Annotated in this window: 22 protein-coding genes; 10 read left to right on the top strand and 12 right to left on the bottom strand. The window is 71.1% G+C overall.

Annotated elements, in window-relative coordinates:
• Positions 1 to 137: 137 nt before the first annotated feature.
• From ACWDZ6_RS05090 to ACWDZ6_RS05080, 3 genes are all read left to right on the top strand, one after another.
• Positions 138 to 974, top strand: coding sequence for a hypothetical protein (locus tag ACWDZ6_RS05090; protein WP_451501711.1), 837 nt, complete (start codon positions 138 to 140; stop codon positions 972 to 974).
• A gap of 267 nt (positions 975 to 1,241) precedes the next feature.
• Complete coding sequence (locus tag ACWDZ6_RS05085) at positions 1,242 to 2,597, top strand: flavin monoamine oxidase family protein (RefSeq protein ID WP_451501710.1); 1,356 nt, start codon at positions 1,242 to 1,244, stop codon at positions 2,595 to 2,597.
• Positions 2,598 to 2,629: 32 nt separating this feature from the next.
• Positions 2,630 to 2,899 (top strand): hypothetical protein, encoded by a 270-nt coding sequence (locus ACWDZ6_RS05080; protein WP_451501709.1) that lies wholly within the window; start codon positions 2,630 to 2,632, stop codon positions 2,897 to 2,899.
• Here ACWDZ6_RS05080 and ACWDZ6_RS05075 read toward each other — a convergent pair.
• The 5 genes from ACWDZ6_RS05075 to ACWDZ6_RS05055 all read right to left on the bottom strand — a co-directional run bounded on the left by ACWDZ6_RS05075 (position 2,848) and on the right by ACWDZ6_RS05055 (position 8,039).
• On the bottom strand, positions 2,848 to 4,818 hold the full coding sequence (locus tag ACWDZ6_RS05075; protein ID WP_451501708.1) for an FUSC family protein: 1,971 nt from the start codon (positions 4,816 to 4,818) through the stop codon (positions 2,848 to 2,850). The two genes, ACWDZ6_RS05080 and ACWDZ6_RS05075, sit on opposite strands and share 52 nt — an antisense overlap.
• Before the next feature lie 61 nt (positions 4,819 to 4,879).
• Positions 4,880 to 5,125, bottom strand: coding sequence for a DUF2630 family protein (locus tag ACWDZ6_RS05070; protein ID WP_366734256.1), 246 nt, complete (start codon positions 5,123 to 5,125; stop codon positions 4,880 to 4,882).
• A 26-nt stretch (positions 5,126 to 5,151) separates the two neighbouring features.
• Positions 5,152 to 6,096: an NADP-dependent oxidoreductase gene (locus ACWDZ6_RS05065; RefSeq protein ID WP_451501707.1), complete on the bottom strand. Its 945-nt coding sequence runs from the start codon at positions 6,094 to 6,096 to the stop codon at positions 5,152 to 5,154.
• 66 nt (positions 6,097 to 6,162) lie between these two features.
• On the bottom strand, positions 6,163 to 7,182 hold the full coding sequence (locus tag ACWDZ6_RS05060) for an endonuclease/exonuclease/phosphatase family protein (RefSeq protein ID WP_451501706.1): 1,020 nt from the start codon (positions 7,180 to 7,182) through the stop codon (positions 6,163 to 6,165).
• Between the two features lie 134 nt (positions 7,183 to 7,316).
• On the bottom strand, positions 7,317 to 8,039 hold the full coding sequence (locus ACWDZ6_RS05055; RefSeq protein WP_451501705.1) for a TetR/AcrR family transcriptional regulator C-terminal domain-containing protein: 723 nt from the start codon (positions 8,037 to 8,039) through the stop codon (positions 7,317 to 7,319).
• Positions 8,040 to 8,166: 127 nt separating this feature from the next.
• Here ACWDZ6_RS05055 and ACWDZ6_RS05050 point away from each other — a divergent pair, with 127 nt between their 5' ends.
• Both ACWDZ6_RS05050 and ACWDZ6_RS05045 read left to right on the top strand, forming a co-directional pair.
• Positions 8,167 to 8,349 (top strand): hypothetical protein, encoded by a 183-nt coding sequence (locus tag ACWDZ6_RS05050; protein WP_366734260.1) that lies wholly within the window; start codon positions 8,167 to 8,169, stop codon positions 8,347 to 8,349.
• A gap of 12 nt (positions 8,350 to 8,361) precedes the next feature.
• On the top strand, positions 8,362 to 9,171 hold the full coding sequence (locus tag ACWDZ6_RS05045; RefSeq protein ID WP_451501704.1) for an MBL fold metallo-hydrolase: 810 nt from the start codon (positions 8,362 to 8,364) through the stop codon (positions 9,169 to 9,171).
• Between the two features lie 74 nt (positions 9,172 to 9,245).
• Here ACWDZ6_RS05045 and ACWDZ6_RS05040 read toward each other — a convergent pair whose 3' ends face one another.
• On the bottom strand, positions 9,246 to 9,641 hold the full coding sequence (locus ACWDZ6_RS05040) for an RNA-binding S4 domain-containing protein (protein WP_326651273.1): 396 nt from the start codon (positions 9,639 to 9,641) through the stop codon (positions 9,246 to 9,248).
• Between the two features lie 259 nt (positions 9,642 to 9,900).
• On the opposite strand from ACWDZ6_RS05040, the gene ACWDZ6_RS05035 reads away from it, so the two are divergent.
• Positions 9,901 to 11,376, top strand: a complete 1,476-nt coding sequence (locus ACWDZ6_RS05035) for an APC family permease (RefSeq protein WP_366734262.1) — start codon at positions 9,901 to 9,903, stop codon at positions 11,374 to 11,376.
• A 20-nt stretch (positions 11,377 to 11,396) separates the two neighbouring features.
• Positions 11,397 to 12,356, top strand: a complete 960-nt coding sequence (locus ACWDZ6_RS05030) for a hypothetical protein (RefSeq protein WP_451501703.1) — start codon at positions 11,397 to 11,399, stop codon at positions 12,354 to 12,356.
• Between the two features lie 111 nt (positions 12,357 to 12,467).
• On the opposite strand, the gene ACWDZ6_RS05025 is transcribed toward ACWDZ6_RS05030, so the two are convergent.
• Positions 12,468 to 14,543, bottom strand: a complete 2,076-nt coding sequence (locus ACWDZ6_RS05025) for a PhoX family protein (protein WP_451501702.1) — start codon at positions 14,541 to 14,543, stop codon at positions 12,468 to 12,470.
• A gap of 340 nt (positions 14,544 to 14,883) precedes the next feature.
• Between ACWDZ6_RS05025 and ACWDZ6_RS05020 the strand changes: the two genes are divergently transcribed.
• Complete coding sequence (locus ACWDZ6_RS05020) at positions 14,884 to 16,545, top strand: VWA domain-containing protein (RefSeq protein WP_451501701.1); 1,662 nt, start codon at positions 14,884 to 14,886, stop codon at positions 16,543 to 16,545.
• Here ACWDZ6_RS05020 and ACWDZ6_RS05015 read toward each other — a convergent pair.
• Both ACWDZ6_RS05015 and ACWDZ6_RS05010 read right to left on the bottom strand, forming a co-directional pair.
• Complete coding sequence (locus ACWDZ6_RS05015) at positions 16,542 to 17,672, bottom strand: sensor histidine kinase (protein ID WP_451501915.1); 1,131 nt, start codon at positions 17,670 to 17,672, stop codon at positions 16,542 to 16,544. The genes ACWDZ6_RS05020 and ACWDZ6_RS05015 overlap by 4 nt on opposite strands.
• Before the next feature lie 125 nt (positions 17,673 to 17,797).
• Positions 17,798 to 18,451, bottom strand: coding sequence for a response regulator transcription factor (locus ACWDZ6_RS05010; protein ID WP_451501700.1), 654 nt, complete (start codon positions 18,449 to 18,451; stop codon positions 17,798 to 17,800).
• Positions 18,452 to 18,610: 159 nt separating this feature from the next.
• On the opposite strand from ACWDZ6_RS05010, the gene metG reads away from it, so the two are divergent.
• Positions 18,611 to 20,227: a methionine--tRNA ligase gene (metG, locus tag ACWDZ6_RS05005; RefSeq protein ID WP_451501699.1), complete on the top strand. Its 1,617-nt coding sequence runs from the start codon at positions 18,611 to 18,613 to the stop codon at positions 20,225 to 20,227.
• Between the two features lie 162 nt (positions 20,228 to 20,389).
• Here the strand turns inward: metG and ACWDZ6_RS05000 are convergent, their stop codons facing one another.
• Positions 20,390 to 21,160, bottom strand: coding sequence for a L,D-transpeptidase family protein (locus ACWDZ6_RS05000; RefSeq protein WP_389185094.1), 771 nt, complete (start codon positions 21,158 to 21,160; stop codon positions 20,390 to 20,392).
• A gap of 433 nt (positions 21,161 to 21,593) precedes the next feature.
• Here ACWDZ6_RS05000 and ACWDZ6_RS04995 point away from each other — a divergent pair, with 433 nt between their 5' ends.
• The gene (locus ACWDZ6_RS04995) at positions 21,594 to 23,264 is read left to right on the top strand and encodes an IS1182 family transposase (protein WP_451501698.1); all 1,671 of its coding nucleotides are present in this window, start codon (positions 21,594 to 21,596) and stop codon (positions 23,262 to 23,264) included.
• A gap of 73 nt (positions 23,265 to 23,337) precedes the next feature.
• Here the strand turns inward: ACWDZ6_RS04995 and aspS are convergent, their stop codons facing one another.
• Entirely contained in the window at positions 23,338 to 25,110 is a 1,773-nt protein-coding gene (aspS, locus tag ACWDZ6_RS04990; protein WP_451501697.1) for an aspartate--tRNA ligase, read from the bottom strand.
• Positions 25,111 to 25,245: 135 nt separating this feature from the next.
• The gene (locus tag ACWDZ6_RS04985; RefSeq protein ID WP_451501696.1) at positions 25,246 to 26,319 is read right to left on the bottom strand and encodes an AI-2E family transporter; all 1,074 of its coding nucleotides are present in this window, start codon (positions 26,317 to 26,319) and stop codon (positions 25,246 to 25,248) included.
• Between the last annotated feature and the right edge of the window lie 125 nt (positions 26,320 to 26,444).

The raw sequence follows: 26,444 nt of genomic DNA, 5'->3' as shown, positions 1-26,444 counted from the left end.
TCTGCGGGCCGATTCGGGGGCCGATTCGACGGCCGGCTCGGAAGACGCCCGATCTCCGGCCCCCGGTCGGCGGCGCACCGCTCGCGCCCGCGGCTCAGCCCGCGTTCCCTAGAGGAGTGCGGAGCTTCCTCTCAACGATGTCGGCGCTGCTGATCGTCCTGGTGGCCGTCCTGACTCCGCTGAGCGCGCTCGCCGTCTGGGTCGACCAGGAGATCGGCGACACCGACAACTACGTCGCCACGATGGAGCCGCTCGCCTCGGACCCCCGCGTGCAGAACGCCGTCGCCGTCCGGATCTCCGACGAGGTCAGGAAGCGGACGGACGCAGGCCCGTTCCAGGAGGGCGTCCAGAGCCTGGTGCGGGAAGCCGTGCTCTCCTTCGCCGGCACCGCCGCCTTCAAGGGCGTCTGGAACACCGTCAACCGCGCCGCCCACACTGCCGTCGAAGACGCCCTGGCCGAGGGCGGCGACAGTGCGGTCAGCATCGATCTGGCGCCCGTCACCCAGCGGGTGAAGCAGCAACTCTCCGACGAGGGCGTGCCGTTCGTGGACCAGATCCCCGTCGAGCACACCCGGATCACGATCCTGGAGTCCGGCAAGCTCGGCACGGTCCGCGATGTCTTCCACGTGCTGGGGATCGTCGGACTGTGGCTGCCGGTGGCGACGGCACTGATCGCGGCGGCCGGGGTTCTTCTCGCCGTACGCAGAGTGCGGGCGCTGGTCGGACTCGGCCTCGCGCTCGCGGGGGGCGCGGTGCTGCTGGGCGTCGCGGTCGCGGTCTGGCGCGGGGTCTGTCTCGACGATCTGCCGCCGGACGTGGACCGGCCGGCGGCGGGCGCGGTGTACGACGCGCTGACGGCGACGCTCCGCACGACGGCGTGGTGGGTCCTGGCGGCCGGGCTCGCGCTGGCGCTGGCCGCCTGGCTGGTGGACCGCCGCCGCACCCGAGTGGCAAGAGCGGCACGAGTGACCTGAGCGGCACAAGTGAGCTGAGCAGCGCAAGTGACCTGAGCCGCACGAGTGACCCGAGCCCATCGGGCCCGCCGGGCCCGAACCCGGCCGGTCCCGGGGCCCGGCCGCACGCTCGGAGTGGCCGATGAAGCGTCGTTTCCGGTCACAGCATCGGGGGCGGGCCACCTGGATCGGATGGATCGTCGGACGGGTCCCGAATCCTCCCCGGATGGGTGTCCCCGCCGGGCGCGACGGGCGGCGGACGGGAAAACTGCACCCTGGAGGTGAGCCATGGAACGCCTGGAAGCGGACGTGTGCGTGGTAGGTGCGGGTTTCGCGGGTCTGGCCGCCGCGCGGGAGCTGACACAGGCCGGCCGCGACGTGGTGGTGCTCGAGGCCAGGGACCGGGTCGGTGGGCGCGTGTGGAACCGGGAGATGCCGGACGGCACGGTCGTCTCGGCGGGCGGCACCTGGCTGGGCAAGGGCCAGGACCGGATGTTCCGGCTCTGCCGGGAGCTGGGCATGGAGGTGTACCCCCAGTACGAGCAGGGGGACCAGGTCCTGCTCCTGGACGGCGTCAACCAGCGCTACCGGGGGTTGGTCCCCAAGATCGGACCCGTTGCGCTCGCCTCCCTGGGCCTCGCGTTCATGCGCCTGAACCGGATGGCGCGGCGGCTACCGGCCGACGCCCCCTGGCAGGCCCGGGGCGCCCGCGCGCTGGACGCCCGCACGCTCGGGGAGTGGATCTCCCAGCCGCACAACGTGCCGTCGGACAAGGCTCGCACCCTTCTCATGTCAGCGATGAACCTGCTCTTCTGCGCCGATCCGGCGGAGGTTTCGCTGCTGGGGGCGCTGGTCCTGGCCCGCGGCGGCGGCAGCTTCAACTACTACACCGACACCCGGAAGACCGAGACCCACCTGGTGGACGGCGGGGCGCCGGAGCTGGCCCGGCGGATCGCCGAGCGACTGGGTGAGGCGGTGCACCTGTCGTCCCCGGTCCGGCAGATCACGTACAACGGCACCGATGTGCAGGTCCGCTCCGACGCGCTCACCGTACGGGCGCGGCGGGTGATCGTGGCGACGCCGCCCGTGCTGGCCGGCCGGATCGCCTTCGACCCGCCGCTGCCCCCCGACCACAGCCATCTGCGGCAGCGGCTGGTGCCCGGCGCGATCATCCGGGTGCTCACGACTTACCCGGAGCCGTTCTGGCGGGAGCAGCACCTGTCGGGACAGACGCTGGCACCGCAGTCACCGGTCGGGATCACCATCGACCAGACGCCGCGCTCGGGCCGGCCGGGAGTGCTCAGCAGCTACGCGTTCGGACCCGGCGCCGTGCAGTTGGGCCGCCTGGAGCCCAAGGAGCGGCGGGACGTGTGGCTGAACGCACTGGCCGAGCGGTTCGGCCCGCAGGCTCACACCCCCAGTGGCTACCTGGAAACCGACTGGTCCGCCGAGCCGTGGTCGCTGGGCGGGATGGTGGGCCACTTCCCCACGGGCGTGCTGACCAACTACGGCCCGGCACTGCGCCGGCCGGTGGGCCGGATCCACTGGGCGGGCACGGAGACGGCAACGGTGATGCACGGGCTGATGGAGGGGGCCGTGCGCTCGGGCGAGCGGGCGGCCGACGAGGTGCTGGCAGTCCTCTGATCGCGCGCCCGGCGCCGGGCTGGTCGGCGCCGGTGCCAGGACTGCCGGCGCCGGCGCCGGGACTGCCGAGCGGGATGATGTCGTCCGCACCGGGAATGCCGCCGTCGTGCCGGGCCGCAGCGCTCCGTGAGGAGACCGGGCACGGGCCGGCCGCGGTGGCGGACGACCGGGTCCGCTGCACCGTCCGGCCCGGCAAGTGGATGCCGGCGACGCTCAAGGTGCCGACCTCAGGCCCGGCCCTGGCCTCGGGTCAGGTGGGCCGCTCGGGTGAGGCGATCGCCCTCGCCGCCTTCACCTCCTGACGCAGCGGCGCCAGCACCCCCTGCTCGTCGCCCTCCAGTTCCGTCCGCACCTTCACCAGGACAACGTTCGACCGCAGCCCCTCCGCCAGCTCCCGCAACTGACGCTCGATGTCCGTCACCTCGGCCGGCGCCGGCGGCTCGGCCCCGTGGTCCACCCGGACCCGCGCCGCCGTCGTCGCGTCCACGATCCGTTCGACCGCGACGACCAGCGGCCACCACGCTGCCGCCCGCGCCCCCACCGGCGGCGGTTCGGTCAGGGCGCGCTGGAACTCCGACCGTACGGACGAGAGATCACGGTAGATATGGCGGCGCCTGCGCACCCTCTCTCCCTGGTCCTCATCCGCACTGAGCGCGTGCCCCACATAGCCCGCCGTCTCCGCCACCGCCGCCGCCAGCCGGTCGCCGATACGGGTGTGCCAGCTCTCCGGCCAGAGCAGATAGCCCGCCACCAGCGCGATCGCGCAGCCGATGAGGCTGTCCACCAGACGCGGCAGGACCAGGTTGAAGCCCTGGTGGTTGAGGACGTCGGAGAGCAGCAGGATCACGGGGGTGACGGCCGCCGTCTGAAAGGCGTACCCCTTCGCGGAAAAGGCGGGGATGAGCGCCGCGAGCACCATCATCACCGGTACGTCCCACCAGCCGCGCGGCACCTGCGAGAGCACCGCCGCCGCGACGAGCAGGCCCGCCGCCGTGCCGAGCGCGCGCAGCACCGCGCGGGAGAAGACCGAGCCGAAGTCCGGCTTCATGACGAAGGTGACGGTGAGCGCCACCCAGTACGAACGGGTCACGGGCACCAAGGACACCAGGGACTGGGCCAGACCTATGCAGAGCGCGAGCCGGAGCCCGTACCGCCAGGACCCCTCGGAGAGCATCACGTCGCGGGACACGCGCCGGACCCGCACGCGCAGCGCCGCGGGCCGGCCGAGCCGGTCGTCCACGTTGTACGGGTCGGGGTCGGTCTTGTGCACGACGGTGGCCGCGTACCGCAGCGCGGTGTCGACGGCGCGGTCGGCCGGGCCCTCCGGCTCGGGCAGCGCCAGCTCGGGCGGCTCGCTGCGGCCCTCTGCGACCGCGTCCGCCAAGTCCCGTACGGCAGCGGCGATTTCGGGGCGGCGGGAGGCCCGGCCGTACCGATGCGCCGCCGCTGCGCCCTCGACGAGCGGGATGAGCACATTGAGCTGGGCGAGCAGCCGGACCATCGGGCTGCTGCGCCCGTGGTCGTGGGCCCGGCGGGCGAGGATCAGGTCGTAGGAGGTGTTGAGGGACTGGGTGACGGCCTGGCGCTTTTCGTCGTACGCCGCGGTGCCCGCCGTCGCGAAGAGTTCGGCGACGCTTGCGTAGGCCGCGGCGACCGATGCCCGTTCCGGCTCCCGGCCGCGCAACGGCCAGGCCAGCAGAGTCAGTACGAGAACGAAGAGCCCGCCGAGGCTGAGCAGCAGCGGGGGCTTCCACCATGGCTCGGGCATCGGCAGCCCGGCGCCCACCACCGTGTTGAGCAGAAGCAGCAGCCCGGACACGGACGCCACCGCGCCGATCGAGGAGATCATCCCGGAGACCAGCGCGACGATGGTCACCGCGACGACCGCCTGCCAGCCCTCCCCGTACACGAGGGTTCCGAGGGTGACGCCGACCGCGCCGAAGAACTGCGGGACGGCGATGTTGAAGATGCGCATCCGGTAGGAGTCGGCGGTGTCGCCGATGACGCCCGAGAGCGCGCCCATCGACACCAGCGCGCCATACATGGGCTTCCCGGCGGCGAGCCCGATCGCGAGAGGCGCGGACAGCGCGACGGCGGCTCGGGCGACCGCGGCCCAGGGGATGGGTGCGGTCTGCGGCAGCAGGCCTTTCACCAGCCAGTCCGGCGGCGTCAGCCGTCCCGCCCGCGTCCCGGTCCCGCCCTTGTCTTCGCCCATGGTCATCAAAAGACCCCGAAGAAGCCGTCCGGCGCAACTCCTGCGCACGGAGGCCCGGGCCGGGCGGTCAGCCGCGGTAGTCCTCCACCTCGTCGGCGGGCCGGACCTCGGCCGTGTCCGGGTCGTCGCCGAACTCCGATTTGGCGCGGCGTTGGCGCAACAGGTCCCAGCACTGGTCGAGCTGTACCTCGACGGAGTGCAGCCGGGCCTGTTCGTCGGCGTCGAGACCGAGCTGCCGGCCGGAGCGCTCGCGCAGGGAGCGTTCCTCCGCGACGAGTGCGGTGATGTTGCCGAGTATCTGGTCGTTGTCCATGACACCTGCTCTCGGAGGGACGAGTCTCAGAGGACGAGGACGGTCTTGCCGCGCGCGCCGCCCGCACGGCTCTGCGCGAGCGCGTCCGGAGCCTTCTCGAGCGGGAATTCGGCGTCGACCGGTGCCTTCAGTGAACCGTCGGCGGCCGCGGCGGCGAGGATGTCGAGCAGCGCCGACGAGGCGTTCAGCCGGAAGTCGACACCCTCGACGCCGACCGGGAGCCACGCGGTTCCGGCGGCGAAACGAGTGGTGAGCGCCCGGCCTCCGGGACGTACGAGCGCGGCGTTCGCGGAGAAGGCGGCCGGGTCCACGGAGACCAGGTCGACCAGGGCGTCGACGCCGTCCGGGCCCGCGTCCCGTACGGCGGCCGCCAGATCGTGCGCGGTGGTGTCGACGGTGAGGGTGGCGCCGAGCGCGGTCATCCGCCGCTGTTCGTCGCCGCGCACAGCCGCGAGCACCCGTACGCCGCGCGCGGCGGCCAGTTGCGTCAGAAAGCTGCCGACGCCGCCCGCCGCGCCGATGACCAGCAGGCTCTGCCCGGTTCCTACGCCCGCCGCCTCAAGGATCTGCGCGGCGGCCATCCCGGAGGTGGGCAGCAGTGCCGAGGTCTTCAGCGGCAGCCCGTCCGGTACGAAGGCGATGGGGCCGTCCTGCGGCATGGTCACGTAGTCCGCGTACGTCCCGGTCCCGACCGGCGGCCGCGCGGCCCGCCCGAAGACGGCGTCGCCCACCCGGAAGCGGCTGTCGCCCGGACCCACGACATCCACCCTGCCGGCGAAGTCCACGCCCATGACCAGCGGGAACACATGCGGTGCCAGGCCCTCGAGCATTCCGTCGGCCCACTCCCGGTCGGACGGATTGAGCGCCGCGTACTCGACCTTCACCAGCACCTCGCCCACGCCGGGCTCCGGTTTGGGCACCTGGATCAGTTCGGGTTCGGCCTTGAACGCCTTGACGGCGACAGCGCGCATCGGGAACGCCTCCTGATGTACGGCCCCCCGGTCTCACCACGTCCCCACTCTTACCCGGGCGGCCGGTCAGCGCACGTCGTGCAGTTCGAGCTGGACGAGCAGCGCCCGGTGGTCGGTGTTCGCCAGGTCCAGAAAGCGGGCCTTGCGTACCGAGAAGTCCTCGCTGACCAGCACATGGTCGATCTGGGCGCCCAGCGGTCTACGGACGGCGGACGGCCAGGACGGGATGCGGGCCGCGCCCACCAGGGTGGCGCTGTCGCGAAGATCTCCGGCGTCGAGGATCCGGCGGAAGGCATCGTGGTCCTGGGTGGCGTTGAAGTCACCGGCGACGAGGGCCGGCCGTCCCTTCACCCCGGCGGCGTATGTACGGAGCAGGCCGAGCTCACGCCGCCAGTCGGCGACGCCGCCGGGGATCGGCGGCAGCGGGTGGGCGAGCTGGAGGTCCACGGTCCGGCCGCCGACGACGGCGACCGAGCCCGGCATGGCCAGCGTGGCGTCGATGCCCCCGGCGGCGCGCAGCGGGAGCTTGCTGAGGATGGCCGAGCCGCTGGCCGCACGGCCCTCGACGACAGTGCGGTGCGGATAGTCGCCGCGGGAAACCTTTGCCGCGAGCGCGTCCGCGCATCTGGAGTCGCATTCCTGGACGAACACCAGGTCGGGCTGTTCGCGGCGGATCGCGGCCAGCAGTCCCTCGGTGGCGTTGCCGAACTCGACGTTGGACGTGAGCACTTCGAGCCGGGCGACGACGGGCCCCGGCGGATCGTCGGTCAGCCCGGTGTCGTACGGCCTGACGAACCAGCCGATGACGGCGAGCACCGCGACCGCCCAGACCATGCCGGTGCGCCACCGCGCGAGGAGGGCCAGCAGCAGGGCGGTCCCGGCCGGCAGCAGCAGCCAGGGCAGGAAGGCGAGCAGCTGCGGCACCGGGGTGACGCCGTCGGTGCCCGCGACCCGGCAGCCGGCCACCACACTCGCGGCGATCAGCAGCAGGGTCGCCGACCAGGCGGCGGCGCTGCGCGCCCGCGAGGGGTGGAAGGGGGCATGCGGCCCGGCGGCAGGGGCCGCCCTCGCGATGGCGCTGTCCAATCCGGCCTCCGGGCGCGGGATGCTGAGACGTTGGAGTCACTCCAACAGTGTCGAGTCACTCCAACAGTAAGGACGTCGGTAGTAAGGACGTCGGTCTCGGCGAATATGTTGCGGCTGTCGCGATGCGCCGCAACTCACCGGGAGGCCCCGGCGTCCTCGGACTGCCCGGGGGCGAACTGGCGCAGCGCGTTGATCAGCAGCTCGAGCCCGAAGGTGAACTCCGCCTCGTGGTCCATCACCGCCAGCTTCGACGCGAGCTTCGCCACCGCCGGGAATCCCGAGTCCGCGAGATGCGCCGCGCGCTCCCGTACGGCCGACTCCTCCTCACCCTTGAAGCAGGGCGAATGGAACTCCCGCAGCAGTGAGCCGACCTGAAAGGCGATGAGCAGCCGTAGGGCATGCACGGCGGCTGCCTCGTCGAAACCGTGGTCGAGCAGGACGGAGAGAGAGCAGTTGATGGTCGGGAGTGCCCCGGGGGAAGAGAGCTGGCGGGTGAGAACCAGCTCGCAGGCGCGCGGGTGACGCAGTGACGAGCGCCTGAACGCGTACGCGACCGAGCGGATGCCGTCCTCCCAGCCACCGCCGGACCACCGGGACAGCTGCATGTCCGTGGTGATGTACTCCGTGACCCCGTCGAGTACGTCCTCCTTGCCGCCCACGTGGTTGTAGAGCGACATCGCCTGCACGCCGAGGGTGGCGGCGATCCGGCGCATGGAGAGCGCGTCCACGCCCTCGTTGTCGATGATCCGGAGCGCGGCGCCGACGATCCGCTCGCGGGACAACGGCTCGCGGGCTGCCGGCCGGTGAGCCGATGTGCCGCGCTCCGTGGGTGGTTGACGGGGTCTTCCGTCAGACATCGGGTGGCTCCTGGGGGGGTTTCGCGGACTCTTGCTGTCCTCCTTGACGGCTTACAGCGTAAGTGCTTCTCTCGGTCCCGTACTTACGGCGTAAGTACGGGAGCAACCGCCCTGGAGGGCCCGCAGAATGACGAAGGAAACGCGTGAGGCTCTCGTCCTCGTCCCACCCGCCGGACGCGCCTTCCGCTGCCCGGCGCCGGCGGTGTTCCTCTTCGAGGACGAGCAACCGGTTCGCGAGCGCGTCTACTTCGACACCGCGACGATCCTCACCCAGCTCGGCCTCGCGTCGTCCCTTCCCTTCCCCGCGTAGCCGGAGCCTCGCATGTCTCTGCCCGTCGTCCACCACCTCGACTGCGCCCCGATGCACCCTGTCGGCGGCGCCCCACTGGTCGCCCACTGCCTGCTGGTGGTGACGGGCAGCGGCCTCGTCCTGGTCGACACGGGTCTGGGCGCCGCTGACATCTCGGACCCGCGGCGGCTCGGGCCCTTCTTCCGGCGGACCATGCGGCCGACGCTGGATCTCTCCCGTACGGCGGTCCATCAGATCCGGGCGCTGGGTTACGACCCGTACGACGTACAGGACATCATCGTCACCCATCTCGACCAGGACCACGCCGGCGGTCTCGCGGACTTCCCCGACGCGCGGGTCCATGTGATGGCCGACGAGTACCGGGCGGCGATGCGACGCGAGTCGCGTCAGGACTCCAGTCGCTATGTCCCGGCCCAGTGGGCGCACGGTCCGCGGTGGGTCGTCCACGACACGGCGGACTCCAGCTGGCACGGCTTCGCGGCGGCACGGGTGCTGCGCTCGCCGGACATCCTGATGGTGCCGCTGCCGGGGCACTCGCGCGGGCACTGCGGGGTGGCCGTGCAGGAGCCGGAGCGGTGGTTGCTGCACGCGGGCGACGCGTACTTCTTCCACGGCGAGATCGACACCCGCCGGCCGCGCTGCCCGCGCCCGGTGGCACTGCACCAGCGGCTGGTCGCGGAGAACCACGGTGAGCGGCTGACGCAGCTGGAGCGGCTGCGGGAGCTGCGGCGTGCCGACCCGAGGCTGATCCGGATCTTCTCGTCGCACGACGCGAACGAGTTCGCGCAGTTCGGCGCGGAAAGGCTCGGTCGCGTGCACTGACGCGGGCCGGGGTCCGGACGCACACGGGATCCCGCACCCCGGGGCGGGGCGCAGGCGCCCGTGCCCCGGGTCTCCTATGCCTTCGGCAGCCCGCCCTGGAGGCGTTCCATTTCGCGGCGGTCGCGCTTTGTCGGGCGGCCCGCTCCCCGCTCCCGTACCGCCACCGGTGCCACGAATTCCCTCGGCGGTGGCGGCGGGCTGTTGTCCACGTAGCACTGGGCCGCCACCGGCGGGCCCACGCGCTTCCGGACGATCTTCGAGACGACCACCAGCCGCTCCCGGCCCGCGTGGAACAGGCGCACCTTGTCCCCCGACCGCACGGTATGCGCCGGCTTCACCCGTTCATCGTTCACCCGGACATGGCCTGCCCGGCAGGCGGACGCCGCCTGGGAGCGGGTCTTCGTGAGCCGGACCGACCAGATCCACGCGTCGATCCTTACGGTGCCCTCGTCCGAAACCTCTGCAGCCATGTACCGACTCTACGATTTTGCCCCCGCCGGCCGCACGGGCAATGCCCACGGAGCGCGAGGGAACCGGCCCATGACGTCATCCAGCCTGTTGTGGGCCGGGGGCAGCCCCACCCCCTCACCTCACCGCGCACATCCGACTACGATGCGCACGTTCTCCCTTTACGGAGGCCTTCACTCCGGAGCGGGCGTTCGTTTCTTACATGCCGACATATGTCGTGCGGCACAAGGGCATTCGTCCCATGGGCATTCGGAGAATTCCATGCGCAGCAGCTCCGGCAGAGGGCTTCAGCCCAACGTCCTCAACACGTTCGACACCATCGTGATGGCCGTCGCGGGCAGCGCCCCCGCCTACTCGATCGCCGCCACCACCGCCGTACTCTTCGCCTCCGTCGGTCTCGCCGGACCGGCCGCGCTGCTGTACTGCGCCATACCGATGCTCGGCATCGTCCTGGCCTTCCGCAGGCTCGGCCGGATCGACATCAACGCCGGCGCCAGCTACTCCTGGGTGGGCCGCACCCTCCATCCCTTCCTCGGGTTCCTGTCCGGCTGGGCGCTCGTCGTCTCCGCGACGATATTCATGGTGGCCGGTTCGCTGCCGGCCGGCGCGATGACGCTCGCGCTCTTCGATCCGTCCCTCGCCGAGAGCACCGTCCTCGCGACAGCGGTCGGCGCGGGCTGGTTCCTGGCGATGCTGCTGGTCGTCCTGGGCGGCGCCCGGCTGACCGTACGTGCGCAGCTGCTGATGTCCGGTGTCGAGCTGGCGATCCTGCTGTTCTTCATCCTCGCCGCGCTGCTGCACCACGGGGCCGCGGCCGCCTTCGACTGGTCCTGGCTCGGCTTCTCGCACTTCGACGGAGCCTCCGGCTTCGCGTCGGGCGCGCTGATCGCGACCTTCTACTACTGGGGCTGGGACGTCACGAGCAACCTCAGCGAGGAGACCCGCAACAGCCGCCGCACTGCCGGACTCGCGGCGCTTGTCGGCGTCGGTGTCGTCTTCCTTCTCTTCGAGGCGTTCACGATCGCGGTGAACGTGATCCTGACCGCCAAGGACATCCAGGCAGGCGGCGCCAATGTGCTGGGCGCGCTCGGCGAGGCGATCTGGCCGGGCGTCGGCGGAAAACTCCTGGTCGTGGCGGTGCTGTTGTCCACCGTCGCCACGCTCGAGACGACTTTGATCCAGGTCACCCGCTCGCTGTTCGCGATGGGCAGGGACCGTTCCATGCCGGCCGCGCTCGGCACGGTGCACCGCCGGTGGAACACTCCCTGGGTGGCGGTCGCCGTCGTCGGCGCGGTGGCGCTCGCGATGTTCGTTGCCTCCACCGCGCTCGGCTCGGTCGGTGATGTGCTGGCCGCGGCCGTCGCGGCGATCGGCCTGCAGATCGCGTTCTACTACGGTCTCGCGGGAATCGCGGCGGTCGTCGCGTACCGCAGAACCCTTCTGAGGTCGGTACGGGACTTCGTCCTCGGCGGCGCCTGGCCGCTGCTCGGAGCGCTGTTCATGCTCTGGATCTTCTTCGAGGCGCTGGGCGAGCTGAGTGCGGCGTCGACAGGGATCGGCCTCGGTGGTCTCGCCATCGGTGTGGTGCCGATGATCCGGTACTGGCGGCAGGGCAGTGCGTACTACCGTCCGGCCCGGCTGGACGCGTCGCTGGCCAGGGAGACGCAGGAGAGTTACGCCAACTCCGCCTCCCGGCACCCCGACTACGCCGACAAGTCGCTCGCCACGGACTTCTGAGAAGCAGGGAAGTGCCGCAGATGGCCGCACGCCGCCGCTTCGTCCCCGAATTCGACCCCGCGTTCGGGGACCGCCCGCTCACCGAGGCTCTGCACGACATCGTCATCGGCCGCTGGCAGGGCGTACGTGACCTGCTGAGCGCCACCGGCGACGACTGGCCGCTGCGTACGCACCGGCTGCGGCTGCTGGCACACGCGGCGGCCGGCTCCTCCGCCGTGGAGAACTGGCGGGCGGCGGAGCCCGGCAACCCGGACGTGGCGGTGCTGCGGGCGGCGACGGAGGTCGTACGGGTCTTCAACCACGCGATCGAGGTGGGCCGCGGCGTCGGTCTCGACCACGCACGGCTCGATGTGGCGGTGATGGCCTGCCTGGGCGCGGCCGACGCCCGCCCGGCCGACCCCATGCCGTGGGTATCGCTGCTGACGGTGGCGCGTCTGTACGAGCAGGGTATCCAGCGGCGCGAACTGCGTCGTTGGTGGGACGAGTTGCGCCGCCGCGACCCGTACAACATCGAGGGCCATGTGCAGCTGCTGCGCTACTACTCGGCCCGCTGGCACGGCACGCACGGCACGATGTACGACTTCGCCAGGGACGTGGCGGGCGCGGCGCCGCCCGGTTCGCCGCTGCCGGTGCTGGTGCAGATCGCGCGGGTGGAGGAGTACCGCTATGTCGCCGAGGGCGCGCGGGGCCGGGCACCGGTACGGGACTTCGGCCGGCACTGGCACCACGAGCTGGCGGTGACCGAGGTACGGCGCACCTGGGACCGCTGGATCGGCGGGCGGACAGCCGGCCCGGCGGCGCCGGAGGAGATCGGTGAGCTGAACTACCTGGCGCACGCCGCCTGTTACGCGGGGCTCAACGACGAGGCCGCGCAGCTGTTCGAGCTGCTGGGGAGGCAGGCGGCGCGGGTGCCGTGGTCGTACACGGGAGACGCGGAGGAACAGTTCACCCGGTTCCGGCAGGGGGCGGGCCTGCGCTGACGGCCGCCCGCGGGGTGCGGGCCGGGCATCCGGCGTTGCGTCCGGGGGTGCACAGCACGGGGTGGCGCGCACAGGTGCTCGCCACCCCGTGATCATGTTCCGGGCCTGCCGTCAGACGCCGATGTCCCGGCCGTCCTTGCGCCAGACCGCGACGACCGACGGGCGGACGATCTTGCCCGGTCCGTCGGGCCAGACGCTCGCGGGCTTCTCGACGGACGCGCCGTCGATCTCGCCCGGATGCTGGACCGCGACCAGGACCCGACGGTCCTGGACGAGCGGGCCGCAGGTCTCGGCGCCGCTCGGAACGGTCAGGAACTGCTTGAGCTCACCGCGCCGCTCGCCGTGCGTAGCGACACCGAACAGGCCGTCGTGGGAGCCCAGTTGGTTGCCGTCCGTGGAGATCCACAGATTGCCGTGCGGGTCGAAGGCGACATTGTCCGGGCACGAGATGGGGCTCACCTTCTCCTTCGGGAAGCCCGAGAAGTAGGTGGCGGGGTCGTTCGGGTCGCCCGCGACCAGGAAGAGCCGCCAGGCGAAGCCGTCGCCGGCCGGGTCGTCCCAGTACTCGGCGAGCTCCAGGATCTGGCCGTGCTTGTTGAGATTGCGCGGGTTGGCCTCGTCGGCGGCGGCCTTGCCGGGCTTGCCACGGTCGGTGTTGTTGGTCAGCGCGATGTAGACACGGCCGGTGCGCGGCGACGGCTCGACATCCTCGGGGCGATCCATCTTGGTCGCACCCACCTTGTCGGCGGCGAGGCGGGTGAAGACGTACACCTCCTCGGCACTCATCCCGGGAACGTGGGACCTGTCTCCGGTGGCCAGCGGAATCCACTGCCCGCTGCCGTCGAACTCGCCGTCGTCCGGGAGCTTGCCGGTGCCGTCGATCTCCGCGGCCGGGCTGTCGCCGGTCAGCTTGGCCACGTAGAGCGTGCCCTCGTCGAGCAGGGTGAGGTTGTGCTCGCGCGCGGCCCGGCTCGAACCCTTCTTCATCCGCTTGCTCGACACGAACTTGTAGAAGTAGTCGAAGCGCTCGTCGTCACCCATGTAGACGACGGGGCGGCCGTCGGCGGTCAGCCGCGGCTGCGCGGCCTCGTGCTTGAAGCGTCCCAGCGCGGTGCGCTTGCGGGGCGTGAAGTCGGGGTCGTACGGATCGAGCTCGACGACCCAGCCGAAGCGGTGCGGCTCGTTGGGCTCCTGCGCCACGTCGAAACGCTTGTCGAAACGCTCCCACTTCCGCTCGGTGGCGCCGGTGCCGATGCCGTACCGCTTGTCCGTGGCGCTCGACCCGCCCGCGAAGTACTGGTTGAAGTTCTCCTCGCCATGCAGCGTGGTGCCCCACGGGGTGGTGCCGCCCGCGCAGTTGTTGAGCGTGCCGAGCACCTTGGTGCCGGTCGCGTCGGCGCTCGTACGCAGCAGGGGGCTGCCCGCGGCCGGGCCGGTGACCTTGAACTCGCTGGTCGCGGTGAGGCGGCGGTTGAGCGGGTGGCGGGTGACCGGGGTGAGCCTGCCGCTGCGGTGCTCCTCCTGGACCACGACGACGGACAGGCCGTGCGCGGCCCAGGCGATCTCGACCTGCTCGCGCGTCGGGTTCTGCGGGTCGTAGCCGCGGAACATCAGGATCTCGTCGGTGTACTCGTGGTTGGCGACGAGGACCTGACGACCGTGCTCGCCGCGGAGGGGGAGCAGGCTCAGGAAGTCGTTGTTGTAGCCGAACTGGCCCGCCTGCGCCGTGGCGGTCTGCTTGTCGGAGTCGAAGGCGGGGGCGCCGCGGAGGATCGGCTCGCCCCAGCGGATGACGACGTTCTGGGAGTAGCCGTCGGGGACGGTGACCTGGTCGTCCTTGTTGGGCGGGACGGCGGCGAAGCGCAGTCCGCGGGCGCCGTCGGTCCTGCCGCCGTGGCCGCTCCCGTGGCGGTCCTCGGAGCCTGCGGACGCGGCGGTCGCCCGCGCCCCGCCGCCCGTCCCGATGACGGTCGCGCTGCCGGCGGCAGCTGCGACGGTCACGACGGCGGCGGCGCGCATCATGGAGCGTCTGGAGAGCACGCTCGCGATGACATCGCCGACATATTCGTTGTCGCTGGTGTTCGGCACCTCGTGAAAGCAGGCGTCGCCGCAGCGGTACCGGCAGGTGAGAGCGGAACGTCCGCCCCCGTGGGGGTTGGTGTTCAACAGCGGCAGCAGTTTGCGCACTTCGTCCTCCTACGGCGCACCCTGCGCCGACATGGTGTCGGAATATGTCCGGCCGCGACGTTAGGTGCGCATGTGAGCAATGCGGCAGCCATGAAGTGAACGAGGGATGAATCCGGCGCGGCCGAGGCGCGGTTGGGCGGGCGGCGGGGGTGCAGTGGGCGGGCGGCCGGGGCCGGTCGGGCGGCGTTGGCGGTGGGACTCGTGACGCTGGGCCGCCCCTGCCGGAGATCGCCGCGGGAGGCGGCTAACCTTACGTGTCCGCCCTGGCCAGGACACCCCCTGGACCCCCGGCCCAAGCGCGGACAATCACCGCACTCAACTCATGCGAAAGGCCTCGCCCATGGGCATTCGGAGCTTGCTGCGCAAGGTGTTCGGAAGCGACCGTTCGGAGAGTAACGGGTCGACGACAGCCTCCGTCCCGCCCCAGACCGAGCGCACAGAACCGGCCACCGCGACGGTGCCGGCCCCGTCGCCGGCGGAGCGCGCGGCGGACCTGGTCTCGGCGGCCTTCGACAAGCAGTCCCACCGGGGCCGTAAGTCGGTCCCGGCCCAGTCCTCGCCGGATCCGGCGCCGGTACCGGCGGCTGCCGAGCCGGTCACCCCCGTCGAGCCGGAGCCGGCGGCCGCCGAGCCTGCCGCGGCCGAGCCCGTGGCCGCTGAGACGGAGACCGCCCCGGCCGAGCCGGAGCCGGCGACCGCCACGGCGGGGTCCGACGCCGAGCCGGTCACGACCGCCGAGCCCGTGACCGAGCCGCAGACCGAGCCCGAGCCCGCAACCGCGGAGACCGTCGCCCCGGCGGACGCCACCTCGGCCTCCGCCCAGCCGGACGCCGTGGCCCAGCCCGACGCGGACGACACCCAGGCCGCAACCGAGCCCGCAACCGACGCCGAGCCCGTGACCGAGCCGCAGGCCGAGGACGAGCCCGCAACCGCGGAGACCGTCGCCCCGGCGGACGCCACCTCGGCCTCCGCCCAGCCGGACGCCGTGGCCCAGCCCGAGGCGAACGACACCCAGGCCGCAACCGACGCCAAGACCGAGCCCGAGCCCGAGGCGGCGGAGACCGTCACGTCCCCGGCGGACGATGCGGCCCCGGCCGCGCCGGAGCCGGTGGCCGTGGCCGAGCCCGCCGACGCCGCGGACAAGGGCCCCGAGCCGGTAACGGCGACCGAGCCCGACGCGCACGACACCAAGGCGGACGACGAGCCCGCGGTGGCAGCGGCCGCCCAGGCCGACCCCGCGGCCGAGCCCGCGCCGAAGGCGCAGGACGCCGCACCGCAGACCGGCACCGTGCCCGAGCCGGTGGCCGCCGCGGCCGACACCACCTCCACGAAGGCACCCGCACCCGCCTCCGCCCACTCCCTCGCCCAGGTCGAGGCCCGCGCCCCCCAGCTCGTCGAGGCGTACAAGGCCGCCGGTGCCGAGCTCGAGAAGCAGGGGCTCGCCGGGGCCCGGGCGCGGGTGTACCTCGTGCTGGACCGGTCCGGGTCCATGCGTCCGTACTACAAGGACGGCAGCGCACAGCGGCTCGGGGAGCAGGCTCTCGCGCTCGCCGCGCACCTCGACGGCGCCGCCGCCGTCAGCGTCGTCTTCTTCTCGACCGAGATCGACGGCACCGGTGAGCTCACGCTCGACACGTACGAAGGAAGGGTCGACGAGCTCCACAGCTCTCTCGGCCGCTTGGGGCGTACGAACTACCACCTCGCCGTGGCAGAGGTCCTCGCCCTGCACGCCAAGGCGGACACCGACGCACCCGCGTTCGTGATCTTCCAGACCGACGGCGCGCCCGAGTCCAAGACCGCCGCCACCGCCGCCCTCGCCGAGGCCGCCGACAAGCCGGTCTTCTGGCAGTTCGTCGCGTTCGGCGAGCACGACGCGAAGGCCTTCGACTACCTCCGCAAGCTCCAGTTGGAGAACGCCTCGTTCTTCCACGCCGGGCCCGCGCCGCGCGAGCTCCCGGACGCCGACCTCTACCAGGGGCTCCTCGCCACCTGGCGCAACTAGGTCGTCGGCAGCGTCACGGTGACGGCCAGGCCGCCCTCAGGGCCAGGCCCGGCCGTCACCGTGCCGCCGTGGGCCTGCGCTATCGACCGTACGATCGACAGGCCCAGCCCCGCCCCCGGCCCCATCCGGTCGCGGCCCTCGCCCCGCCGGAAGGGCTCGAAGAGGGCCGGGACGTCCGCCTCCGCGATGACGGGACCGGTGTTCCGCACCCTCAGTACCCCGTCCTCGACAGACACGTCGACCGTCCCGCCGGGCACGTTGTACGCGACGGCATTGGCGAGCAGGTTGCCCGCCAGCCGCGCCAGCAGCATCCGGTTCCCCCGTACGACCCCGCCCGCCCCGCTCGCCCCGCCCGGGGACACCGCGGCCTTCACCTCGTGCCGCGCCGCCTCCTCGGCCACGACCTCCCCCAGGTCGACGTCCTCCCGCTCCGCCAGCCCCCGCTCGCTCCGCGCCAGTACGAGCAGCCCCTCGATGAGCCGCTCGCTGCGCCGGTTGTTGTCGAGCAGCACCGCTTTGGTACGGGCCAGTTCCTCCGCCGAGGCGGACTCGTCGAGCCCCACCTGGATCGCGGTGCGCTGCGTCGCCAGCGGCGTCCGCAGCTCGTGCGAGGCGTTCGCGATGAACCTCCGCTGGCTGTCGAACGCCTTCTCCAGCCGCACCAGCAGCGCGTCCAGCGTGTCGCCGAGCTCCTTCAGCTCGTCGTCGGGACCGCTCGCCCCGATCCTCCCCCAGACTCCGTCCGGGGGGACCCCCGGCAGCGTCCGCTCCGACAGCCACCGCGCCTGCGCCGTCATCGCGTGCACGGGCCGCAGCACCCGCCCCGCCGTCCACCACCCCACCACGACCGCGCACAGCGCTGTCCCCAGCAGCGCGAACACCGACCAGACAAGCATCTGCTGCCCCGCCGCGTCCCGGACACTGTCGGTCAGCTGATGGACCGTTACCCCGCGCACGTCCGTCACCGGCAGCGCGAGGGCGGCGCGCTGCCTGATCGCCGCGACCTCGTCCTCCGTACCGGCGCGGGAGAGCAGATTCACGATCCCCAGCAGCAGGCCGCCGAGGACCAGGAAGACAGCGCCGTAGACGAGGGCGATCCGTGTACGGATCGTCGAGCCGGGACCGATCGCCGCGCTGTTCCGCTCCCCCGTGGAGCCGACGTCCGGGCGGCGCCGGTGCCCCCTTCTCCACCCGCCCGGCGAAACAGCGGCAGTCGCCCTCGTCCGCGGCCCGGCCGCCTCGCGTCCGCCGTTCACAGCCCGTACCCCACTCCCTGCACCGTACGGATCAGAGCAGGCTCCCCCAGCTTGGCCCGCAGCTTGCTCATACAGACCCGGACCGCACCCGTGAACGGATCCGTGTGCGCGTCCCAGGCACGCTCCAGCAGTTCCTCCGCCGAGACCGTCGCCCCGTCCGCCTCCAGCAGGATCTGCAGGACGGAGAACTCCTTCGGCGACAGGTCCAGATCCCGCCCGTCCCGCTCGGCCGTCCTGCGCGCGGTGTCCACCCGCACCCCGTGCCGCTCCAGCAGCGGCGGCACCGGCCGGGCGCTGCGCCGCCGCAGCGCGCGCACCCGCGAGACCAGCTCGGGGAACTCGAAGGGCTTGCCCAGGTAGTCGTCCGCGCCCAGGTCCAGGCCCGCCACCCGGTCCTCCGTGGACGCGGACGCGGTCAGCATCAGGATCCGGGTGCGCGAGGCGGTGGCGACGAGTTCGCGCGCCACCTCGTCCCCGTGCACCCGCGGCAGATCGCGGTCGAGGACCACGACGTCGTAGTCGTGCAGTCCGAGATACGCGAGGGCGGCGTCACCGCTGAACACGGTGTCGACGGCGAATCCGGCCCGTCGCAGCCCGGTGGCGACCAGCTCGGCCAGGACTTCCTCGTCCTCGGCGACCAGTACCCGCATAGTGCCGTCCCCCCGCTCTTCCCCTCGCACCCCGCCGCGCCGCCTCTCCTCCAGGATGCGTCTTTTTACGGGACAAGATGTTTCGCGGACGTCTCCGCCCGTCGGCCCGCCCGCTTATCGAGGTGAGTGGACCATCCGCGGGCCGTTAGGATTTTGCCCATGGCGGCCACTGGATCCGAGAAGCAGGGGGCGAAGGCGTTCTACGTCTCGACCCCCATTTACTACGTCAACGACGCTCCTCACCTGGGCCACGCCTACACGACCGTCGCAGGCGACGTGCTCACACGCTGGCACCGTCAGCGTGGCGAGAAGGTGTGGTACCTCACCGGCACGGACGAGCACGGTCAGAAGATCATGCGCACTGCCGAGGCGAACAACGTCACGCCCCAGGAGTGGTGCGACAAGCTCGTGGAGGAGGCCTGGAAGCCCCTCTGGGAGCACCTGAACATCGCGAACGACGACTTCATCCGCACGACGGAGAAGCGGCACACCGACCGTGTGCAGGAGTTCGTGCAGGACCTGTACGACAAGGACGAGATCTACAAGGGCGGGTACGAAGGCCCGTACTGCGTGGGCTGCGAGGAGTACAAGCTCCCCGGCGACCTGATCGACGGCGAGGGCGACTTCGCCGGACTGAAGCTCTGCCCGATCCACAAGAAGCCGGTGGAGATCCTCAAGGAGGAGAACTACTTCTTCAAGCTCAGCGAGTACGGACCGAGGCTGCTGGAGCTCTACGAGGCCAACCCGGGCTTCATCCAGCCCGAGTCCGCGCGCAACGAGGTCGTGAACTTCGTCAAGCAGGGTCTGCAGGACCTCTCCATCTCGCGCTCGACGTTCGACTGGGGCGTCCCGGTGCCGTGGGACGAGAAGCACGTCATCTACGTGTGGATCGACGCTCTTCTCAACTACGCCACGGCCGTCGGCTACAACGAGAACCCTGCGAAGTTCGAGGAGACCTTCCCGGCCGATGTCCATCTGGTCGGCAAGGACATCCTCCGTTTCCACGCGATCATCTGGCCCGCGATGCTGATGGCGAACGGCCTGCCGGTGCCGGGCCGCATCGCCGCGAACGGCTGGCTGATGGTCGGCGGCGAGAAGATGTCGAAGTCGAACCTCACGGGCATCAAGCCGCAGGACCTGACCGCGCACTTCGGCGTGGACGCGTACCGCTGGTACTTCCTGCGCGCGATCGCGTTCGGCCAGGACGGCTCGTTCTCCTGGGAGGACTTCACCGCCCGGTACACCTCCGAGCTGGCCAACGACTACGGCAACCTCGCCTCGCGCGTCGCGGCCATGGTCGGCAAGTACTTCGGCGGCGTACTGCCCGAGGCCACTGCGGCCGGCGAGGCGGAGAAGCCGGTCCAGGAGGGCCTGGCCAAGGCTGTCGCCGAGGCCGACCGGAAGATCGGCGAGGAGCTGGACTTCCAGGGCGGCATCCTGGCCGTCTTCGACTTCGTGAAGCAGGTCAACGGCTACATCACGGAGCAGGAGCCGTGGAAGGTCGCCAAGGACGAGTCCGAGGAGGGCCGGGCACGCCTCGCGACGATCCTCTACACGGCCGCCGAATCGCTGCGCGCGGTCGCGGTGCTGCTCAACCCGGTCATGCCGGAGACCTCGCAGAGCCTGTGGGACTCGCTCGGCGCCGAGGCCGTGCTGGGCGCCCTCGCGGACCAGCGGGTCCAGCACGCGGGTGAGTGGGGCAGGCTCCCGGCGGGCGTGACGGTGACGAAGGGCGCGGTGCTGTTCCCGCGTCTGGAGGAGCCGAAGAAGGCGTAGTGCGTGAGGGGCGGGCCCGGGGGATCTTCCCCCGGCCCGCCCTTTCCCGTTTCCGGCCTCGGCCGGCCGCCTTTCCCGTTCCCCACGGCCGCCGGGGGGCCGCGCTTCGAACCGCCCGACGACCCGGCCGGCGGCGGAGCCCCGGTGGACGTACACCTCGGCTCAGCGGCCCAGCCCTGTCAGGTCACCCATCACCACAACCGGCTGCTTCGCCGGATCCAGCCACCTCAGCAGCTCCTTCATCCGGGCCCTCGGCAGCGCGACACAGCCCTGTGTGGGCCCGCCGTGATCGACGTGGATCCAGATACCGCCGCCCTTCTCCATGCCCAGCGGCCGGGTCCAGTCCAGCGGGGAGTTCCCCGGCTCGCGGTTGTAGTTGATGGCAACGACATAGTCGAAGGACCCCTCGAGCGGCTCCCCCTCGAAACCGGTGCCGGGTGCGTCGAAGGCGGGTCCCTCGTCGTACGGGAGCTTTGTGCCCGGGTTGGGCAGCATGCCGCCCGCGTCCGTGAGGCCGAAGACCCCGATCGGCGAGCGATGGTCGGCCGTGTGGTGGTCTTCGGTCCAGCCGAGGAGCGCGTTGTGCGCCGGCCACGGGTCCGAAACCGGCTTCCAGCCCAGCACGGGATCGCGCTCGTAGAGCGTGGCGACGGACTTGTTGGAGTCGGGGTCGTCACCGACCACCACGACCGCCTGCTTGTTCGCTGCGGTGATCTTGGCGCTGGTCCCCGGCCCGAGGGCGGGGATGACCTGCGCCCGGCCCAGCTGCCCCTCGGCGCCGGAGCGCGCGTTGGGGCCCGACTTCGCGGCTTCGCGCGTCGATCTGTTCGCGGCCGCGGGCGCTGTGTCACCGGGATCGCCCGCGCAGCCGGTGAGCAGCAGACCGGCGACGGTAAGTGCGACCGCCGGAAACGGTCCTGTGCGGAGGGACATGTGCGGGCCTTTCAGTTCGAGAGCCTGATGTGCTGCTTCGGAGCCGGGGTGGGATCAGCCTCCGCTCCGACAACATTGAAACCGGACATATAGGATCATCTGCTCTGTTTCGGCCGGAGCGTGGGAGGCGTCGCCGGAGACACAAAGGCTGAAGAAGAGAGGTCCTCGGCGAACTGTGCGCCGCCGGTCAGCGGCCGGGCCGTCCGCAGCGGCGGTTGCCCGCGGGGCGGCGACGCATGCCTGGAAGCCGCCGTCACTGCCGCCCCGGCCCACCGTGCCGCCGTCGCCGGCTCGTTTGGGGTGCACGCGGCACGCAAGAAGGCCCCGGAACCTTTCGGGACGCTGTTGGTTAATTCGGGGGTTCGCGTGACGTCGGCCTTCAAGACCCGGTTGTGGTCTTGAAGGCCGACGTTGTCGTATGGGGTGGGTATCGATGTCGATGCAGCCGAGCGGGCCGGGGGAGATCCCGGCGGAGACAGTGCGGGTGGCGCGGGCCGCGTTCCCGAAGGGGAGCCTGGCGATCCGGGTCCGGGACCAATTGGGGCCGTTGTTCACCGACGAGGAGTTCGCGGACCTGTTCCCCTCGCGGGGTAAGCCCGCCTGGTCACCGGGGCGGTTGGCGTTGGTACTGGTGTTGCAGTTCGTGGAGGGGCTCACCGACCGGCAGGCCGCGGAGACGGTCCGGGCAAGGATCGATTTCAAGTACGCGCTCGGATTGGAACTGGGAGATCCGGGGTTCGACTTCTCGGTGCTGTCGGAGTTCAGGGACCGCCTGACCGGGGCGGACGCCGGACGTCGGGTGCTGGACGGCATCCTGGCCGCAGCCCGGGGGAAAGGACTGCTGAAGAGCGCAGGCCGGGCCCGCACCGATTCCACGCACGTGTCCTCGGCGGCACGTGAGTTGAACTGGCTGGAGCTGGTGGCGGAGACCTTGCGTTCAGCGTTGAACGCGCTGGCCCAGGCCGCCCCCGACTGGCCGGTGGAACTGGCGGAGCCGGACTGGTTCAGGCACTACGCGACCAGGGCCGAGGACTCGCGGTTCCCCAAGGCCCGCGCCAAGCGGGACGAGGTGGGCTTGCGGATCGGCGCGGACGGGATGCGGCTGCTTGAGGCGGCCTTCGCCCCCGGCGCACCGCACTGGCTTCGTGCGCTGGACGAGGTGGAGATCCTGCGTCAGGTATGGGTCCAGCACTTCCATCTGGTTGAGGGCGAGGTGGCACGGCGGGACCCAAAAGACCGGCCGCCGGGCGCGATGCGCCTGGTCACCCCCTATGACGCCGAGGCACGCGGCAGCGTCAAGCGCGACACCATGTGGGACGGCTACAAAGTCCACCTCACCGAGACCTGCGAACCCGGTGCCCCGAACCTGATCACGAACGTGGCCACCACCGTTGCCACCATCCCGGACAAGGCGATGGCCGAGACGGTCCACGACCAGCTGGCCGCACGCGACTGCCTGCCCGGCGAGCACTGGGTCGATGCCGGATATCCCACCGCCGCGCAGATCGTGACCGCCCGGAGAGAGCATGGCGTTGCCCTGCACGGGCCGCTGCAAGAGGTCACCGTCGCCCAGGCGAAAAGCGGCGGCTATGGACAGGACGCCTTCGCCATCGACTGGGAGCGACAGCAGGTCACCTGCCCGAAGGGCCGCACCAGCACCCGGTGGGCCATGGGCACCTCCCAGCAGCAGCTTCCCGTGATCAAGGTCAGATTCTCCCCGGCCGGCTGCCGCCCTTGTCCCGCACTGCGCGACTGCGTCAGTTCACCGAAGGCCGAACGAAGGTCGCTGACCCTGCGGCAGCACCACGAACACCAGGCCCTCCAACAGGCCCGCGCCCTTCAGCAGACCGACCGCTGGAAAGAGCAGTACAAGATCCGCGCTGGGGTCGAAGGCACCATCTCCCAAGGCGTCCAACGCTGTGGCCTGCGCAGGTCCCGCTACCGTGGCCTTACGAAGACGAGCCTCCAGCACCAGCTCACCGGCGCCGCACTCAACCTCGCCCGCATCGACGCCCACCTCACCGCGACACCTCGGGCTCGCACCCGCACCAGCCACTTCGCACGACTTCGCCCCGCCGAGAAACAACTCGACGGGACGAAGTGATCAGGCCCCCGAATTAACCAACAGCGTCCCTTTCGGTTCCGGGGCCTTCTCAGCGTTCGACCTGCTCCGTCGGCTACTCGCCGGACTTGGCGACCGGCTTGCGCAGCGCGATGTTCAACTCCCGCAGACGCGACTCGTCCAGCTCGGTCGGCGCGCCCATCATCAGGTCCTGCGCGTTGCCGTTGAGCGGGAAGGCGATCGTCTCGCGGATGTTCGGCTCGTCCGCGAGCAGCATCACGATGCGGTCGATGCCCGGCGCGATGCCACCGTGCGGCGGGGCGCCGAACTGGAACGCGCGGAGCATGCCGGAGAACTCGTGCTCAACGGTCTCCTTCGCGTAGCCGGCGATCTCGAAGGCCTTGAACATGATCTCGGGCTCGTGGTTCCGGATCGCGCCCGAGGACAGCTCGACGCCGTTGCAGACGATGTCGTACTGCCAGCCCAGAATGTCCAACGGGTCCTGGGTCTCCAGGGCCTCGAGGCCGCCCTGCGGCATCGAGAACGGGTTGTGCGAGAAGTCGATCCTGCCGGTCTCCTCGTCCTTCTCGTACATCGGGAAGTCCACGATCCAGGCGAACCGGAACACGCCCTCCTCGAAGTGACCGGCGCGCTTGGCGGCCTCGACGCGGACCGCGCCCATGATCTTGGAGACCTCGTCGAAGTCGCCGGCGCCGAAGAAGATCGCGTGGCCGGGGACCAGGGAGAGACGCTCGGTGAGGACCTTGACGTTCTCCTCGGTGAGGAACTTGGCGATCGGGCCGGTCAGCGAGCCGTCCTCGCCGACGCGCACCCAGGCCAGGCCCTTCGCTCCGTGCTCGACGGCGAAGTCGCCGAGGCCGTCGAAGAACTTCCGCGACTGGGAGGCCGTGTCCGGCACCGGCAGCGCACGTACGTGCTTGCCGGCGAAGGCCTTGAACTCCGAGCCCTCGAAGACGTCGGAGATGTCGACGAGCTCGAGCTGGGCACGCAGGTCCGGCTTGTCGTTGCCGTACTTCAGCATCGCCTCGCGGAACGGGATCCGGGGGAACGGCGAGGTGACGTGGCGGCCGTTGCCGAACTCCTCGAAGAGCTCGGTCATCAGCTTCTCGATCGGCCGGAAGACGTCCTCCTGCTCGACGAAGCTCATCTCGACGTCGAGCTGGTAGAACTCGCCCGGCGAACGGTCGGCGCGGGCGTCCTCGTCGCGGAAGCAGGGCGCGATCTGGAAGTAACGGTCGAAGCCGGAGATCATGAGCAGCTGCTTGAACTGCTGCGGGGCCTGCGGCAGCGCGTAGAACTTGCCCGGGTTCAGCCGGGACGGCACCACGAAGTCGCGCGCGCCCTCGGGGGAGGTCGCGGTCAGGATCGGGGTCGCCATCTCGTTGAAGCCGAGGGCGGTCATCTTGTGCCGGATCGCGGAGATGACGGCCGTGCGCAGCATGATGTTGCGGTGCATGCGCTCGCGGCGCAGGTCGAGGAAGCGGTACTCCAGGCGCCGCTCCTCGCCGACCCCGTCGTCGGTGTTGATCTGGAACGGCAGCTGCTGCGCCGCGCCGAGCAGTTCGACCGAGGAGACCTCGACCTCGATCTCGCCGGTGGGCAGCTCGGGGTTGATGTTCTCGGCCCCGCGCGAGACGACCTTGCCGTCGACGCGGACGACCGACTCCTTGTTGATCTTGTCGAGGGCCTCGTAGGCGGGGGAGCCGGGGCGGGCGACAAGCTGCGTGATGCCGTAGTGATCGCGCAGATCGATGAAGAGGATGCCGCCCAGGTCTCGGCGATTGTGCAGCCAGCCGCTCAGCCGGACGTCGGCGGAGACGTCAGAGGCGCGGAGCTCGCCGCAGGTGTGGGACCTGTACCGATGCATCGTCGTTTCATCCAGTCTTAGCGATTCGAGAGGAGTGGGCCGCGTCAAGGTTACCGCCCGGGCCCCGTTCGCCTCATTGACATACGCATGCCATGACCCCGGCAGGTCGCCATGAAGATCGGAATACCCGGGGCTCTAGGAGTCGGCGGCGCCGGGACCGGTCTCCGACCCGGCCGCGTAACGCCTCCGCAGCTCGCCGATCACACCGAACGCGGCGGCGGTGACCGGTACGGAGAGCAGCATCCCGAGAATGCCGGCGACGGACGCCCCCGCGGTGATCGCCAGCATCACGACGGCCGGGTGCATCCGCACCATGCGGCTCTGGATCACCGGCTGGAGCACATGCCCCTCCAGCAGTTGCACCGCCAGGACCACCCCCAGCACCCAGAGCGCGATCACGAACCCACGGTCGGCGAGTGCCACGAGGATGGCGACGGCGCCGGAGATGAAGGCGCCGAGGTAGGGGATGTACGCACCGACGAAGACGAGCGCGCCGAGCCCCACAGCGCCGGGGACGCGCAGGATCAGCAGCCCGACGGTGATGCAGATCGCGTCGATGAGCGCGATGAACGTCGTCCCGCGCATAAAGCCCTCGACGGCCTCGAAGGCCCGCCGCCCCATGGCCTCAAGGACCTCCCCGCTCGTACCGGGCACGAGGGACCGCAGAACGCCCGCGGCCCTGTACGAGTCCCGCAGAAAGAAGAAGCTGAACAGCAGCGCCAACACGGCGGTGGCGATCAGCTCGCCCACCACACTCAGCCCACTGATCACCTCGGACGCGGCGGTCCCGCCGAACTTCCCCAGCAGGTCCTTCGAGTTGGCGGCGATGTCGTCGAGCGAGGTCCCGGCGGCCCCGAAGTACTTGGTGAGATCCCTGGCGGCACGCCGCAGCGCGGAGATGATCTGGTCGCCGGTCCCGATCAGTACGTTGACGATGATGTACATGGCCCCGCCGACGACGGCGACGACGGCGGCACAGGTCAGCGCGGCGGCGAGCGAGCGATTCATCCGCATCCTGACGAGCCGCTCGTGCAGGGGCCCGAGAAGGGCCGTCCCGAGCAGCGCGAGGAGCACGGGCGTGACGGCGGCCTTGAAGGTGGCACAGAGCCAGATCCCGACGGCGACCACGCCGCTGACGAGCAGCAGGACAACGCACCATGCGGCGACCCGCCGGGCGGCGTCGGGCAGAAGCGGCTTCGGAGTCTGCACGCTCCCACGTGACCACGGGCCACGACGACGGGCCCGCCGGGGGACCCCACCTGGGTCAGTTACCCGATCATGTGGTGAGCCTGGCCTGGGGGCGCAGTCACCCGGTCATGTGGTGAGCCTGGGGG

Source organism: Streptomyces sp. NPDC002926 (assembly GCF_053591755.1).
This window is presented reverse-complemented; position numbering and strand designations above follow the sequence as displayed.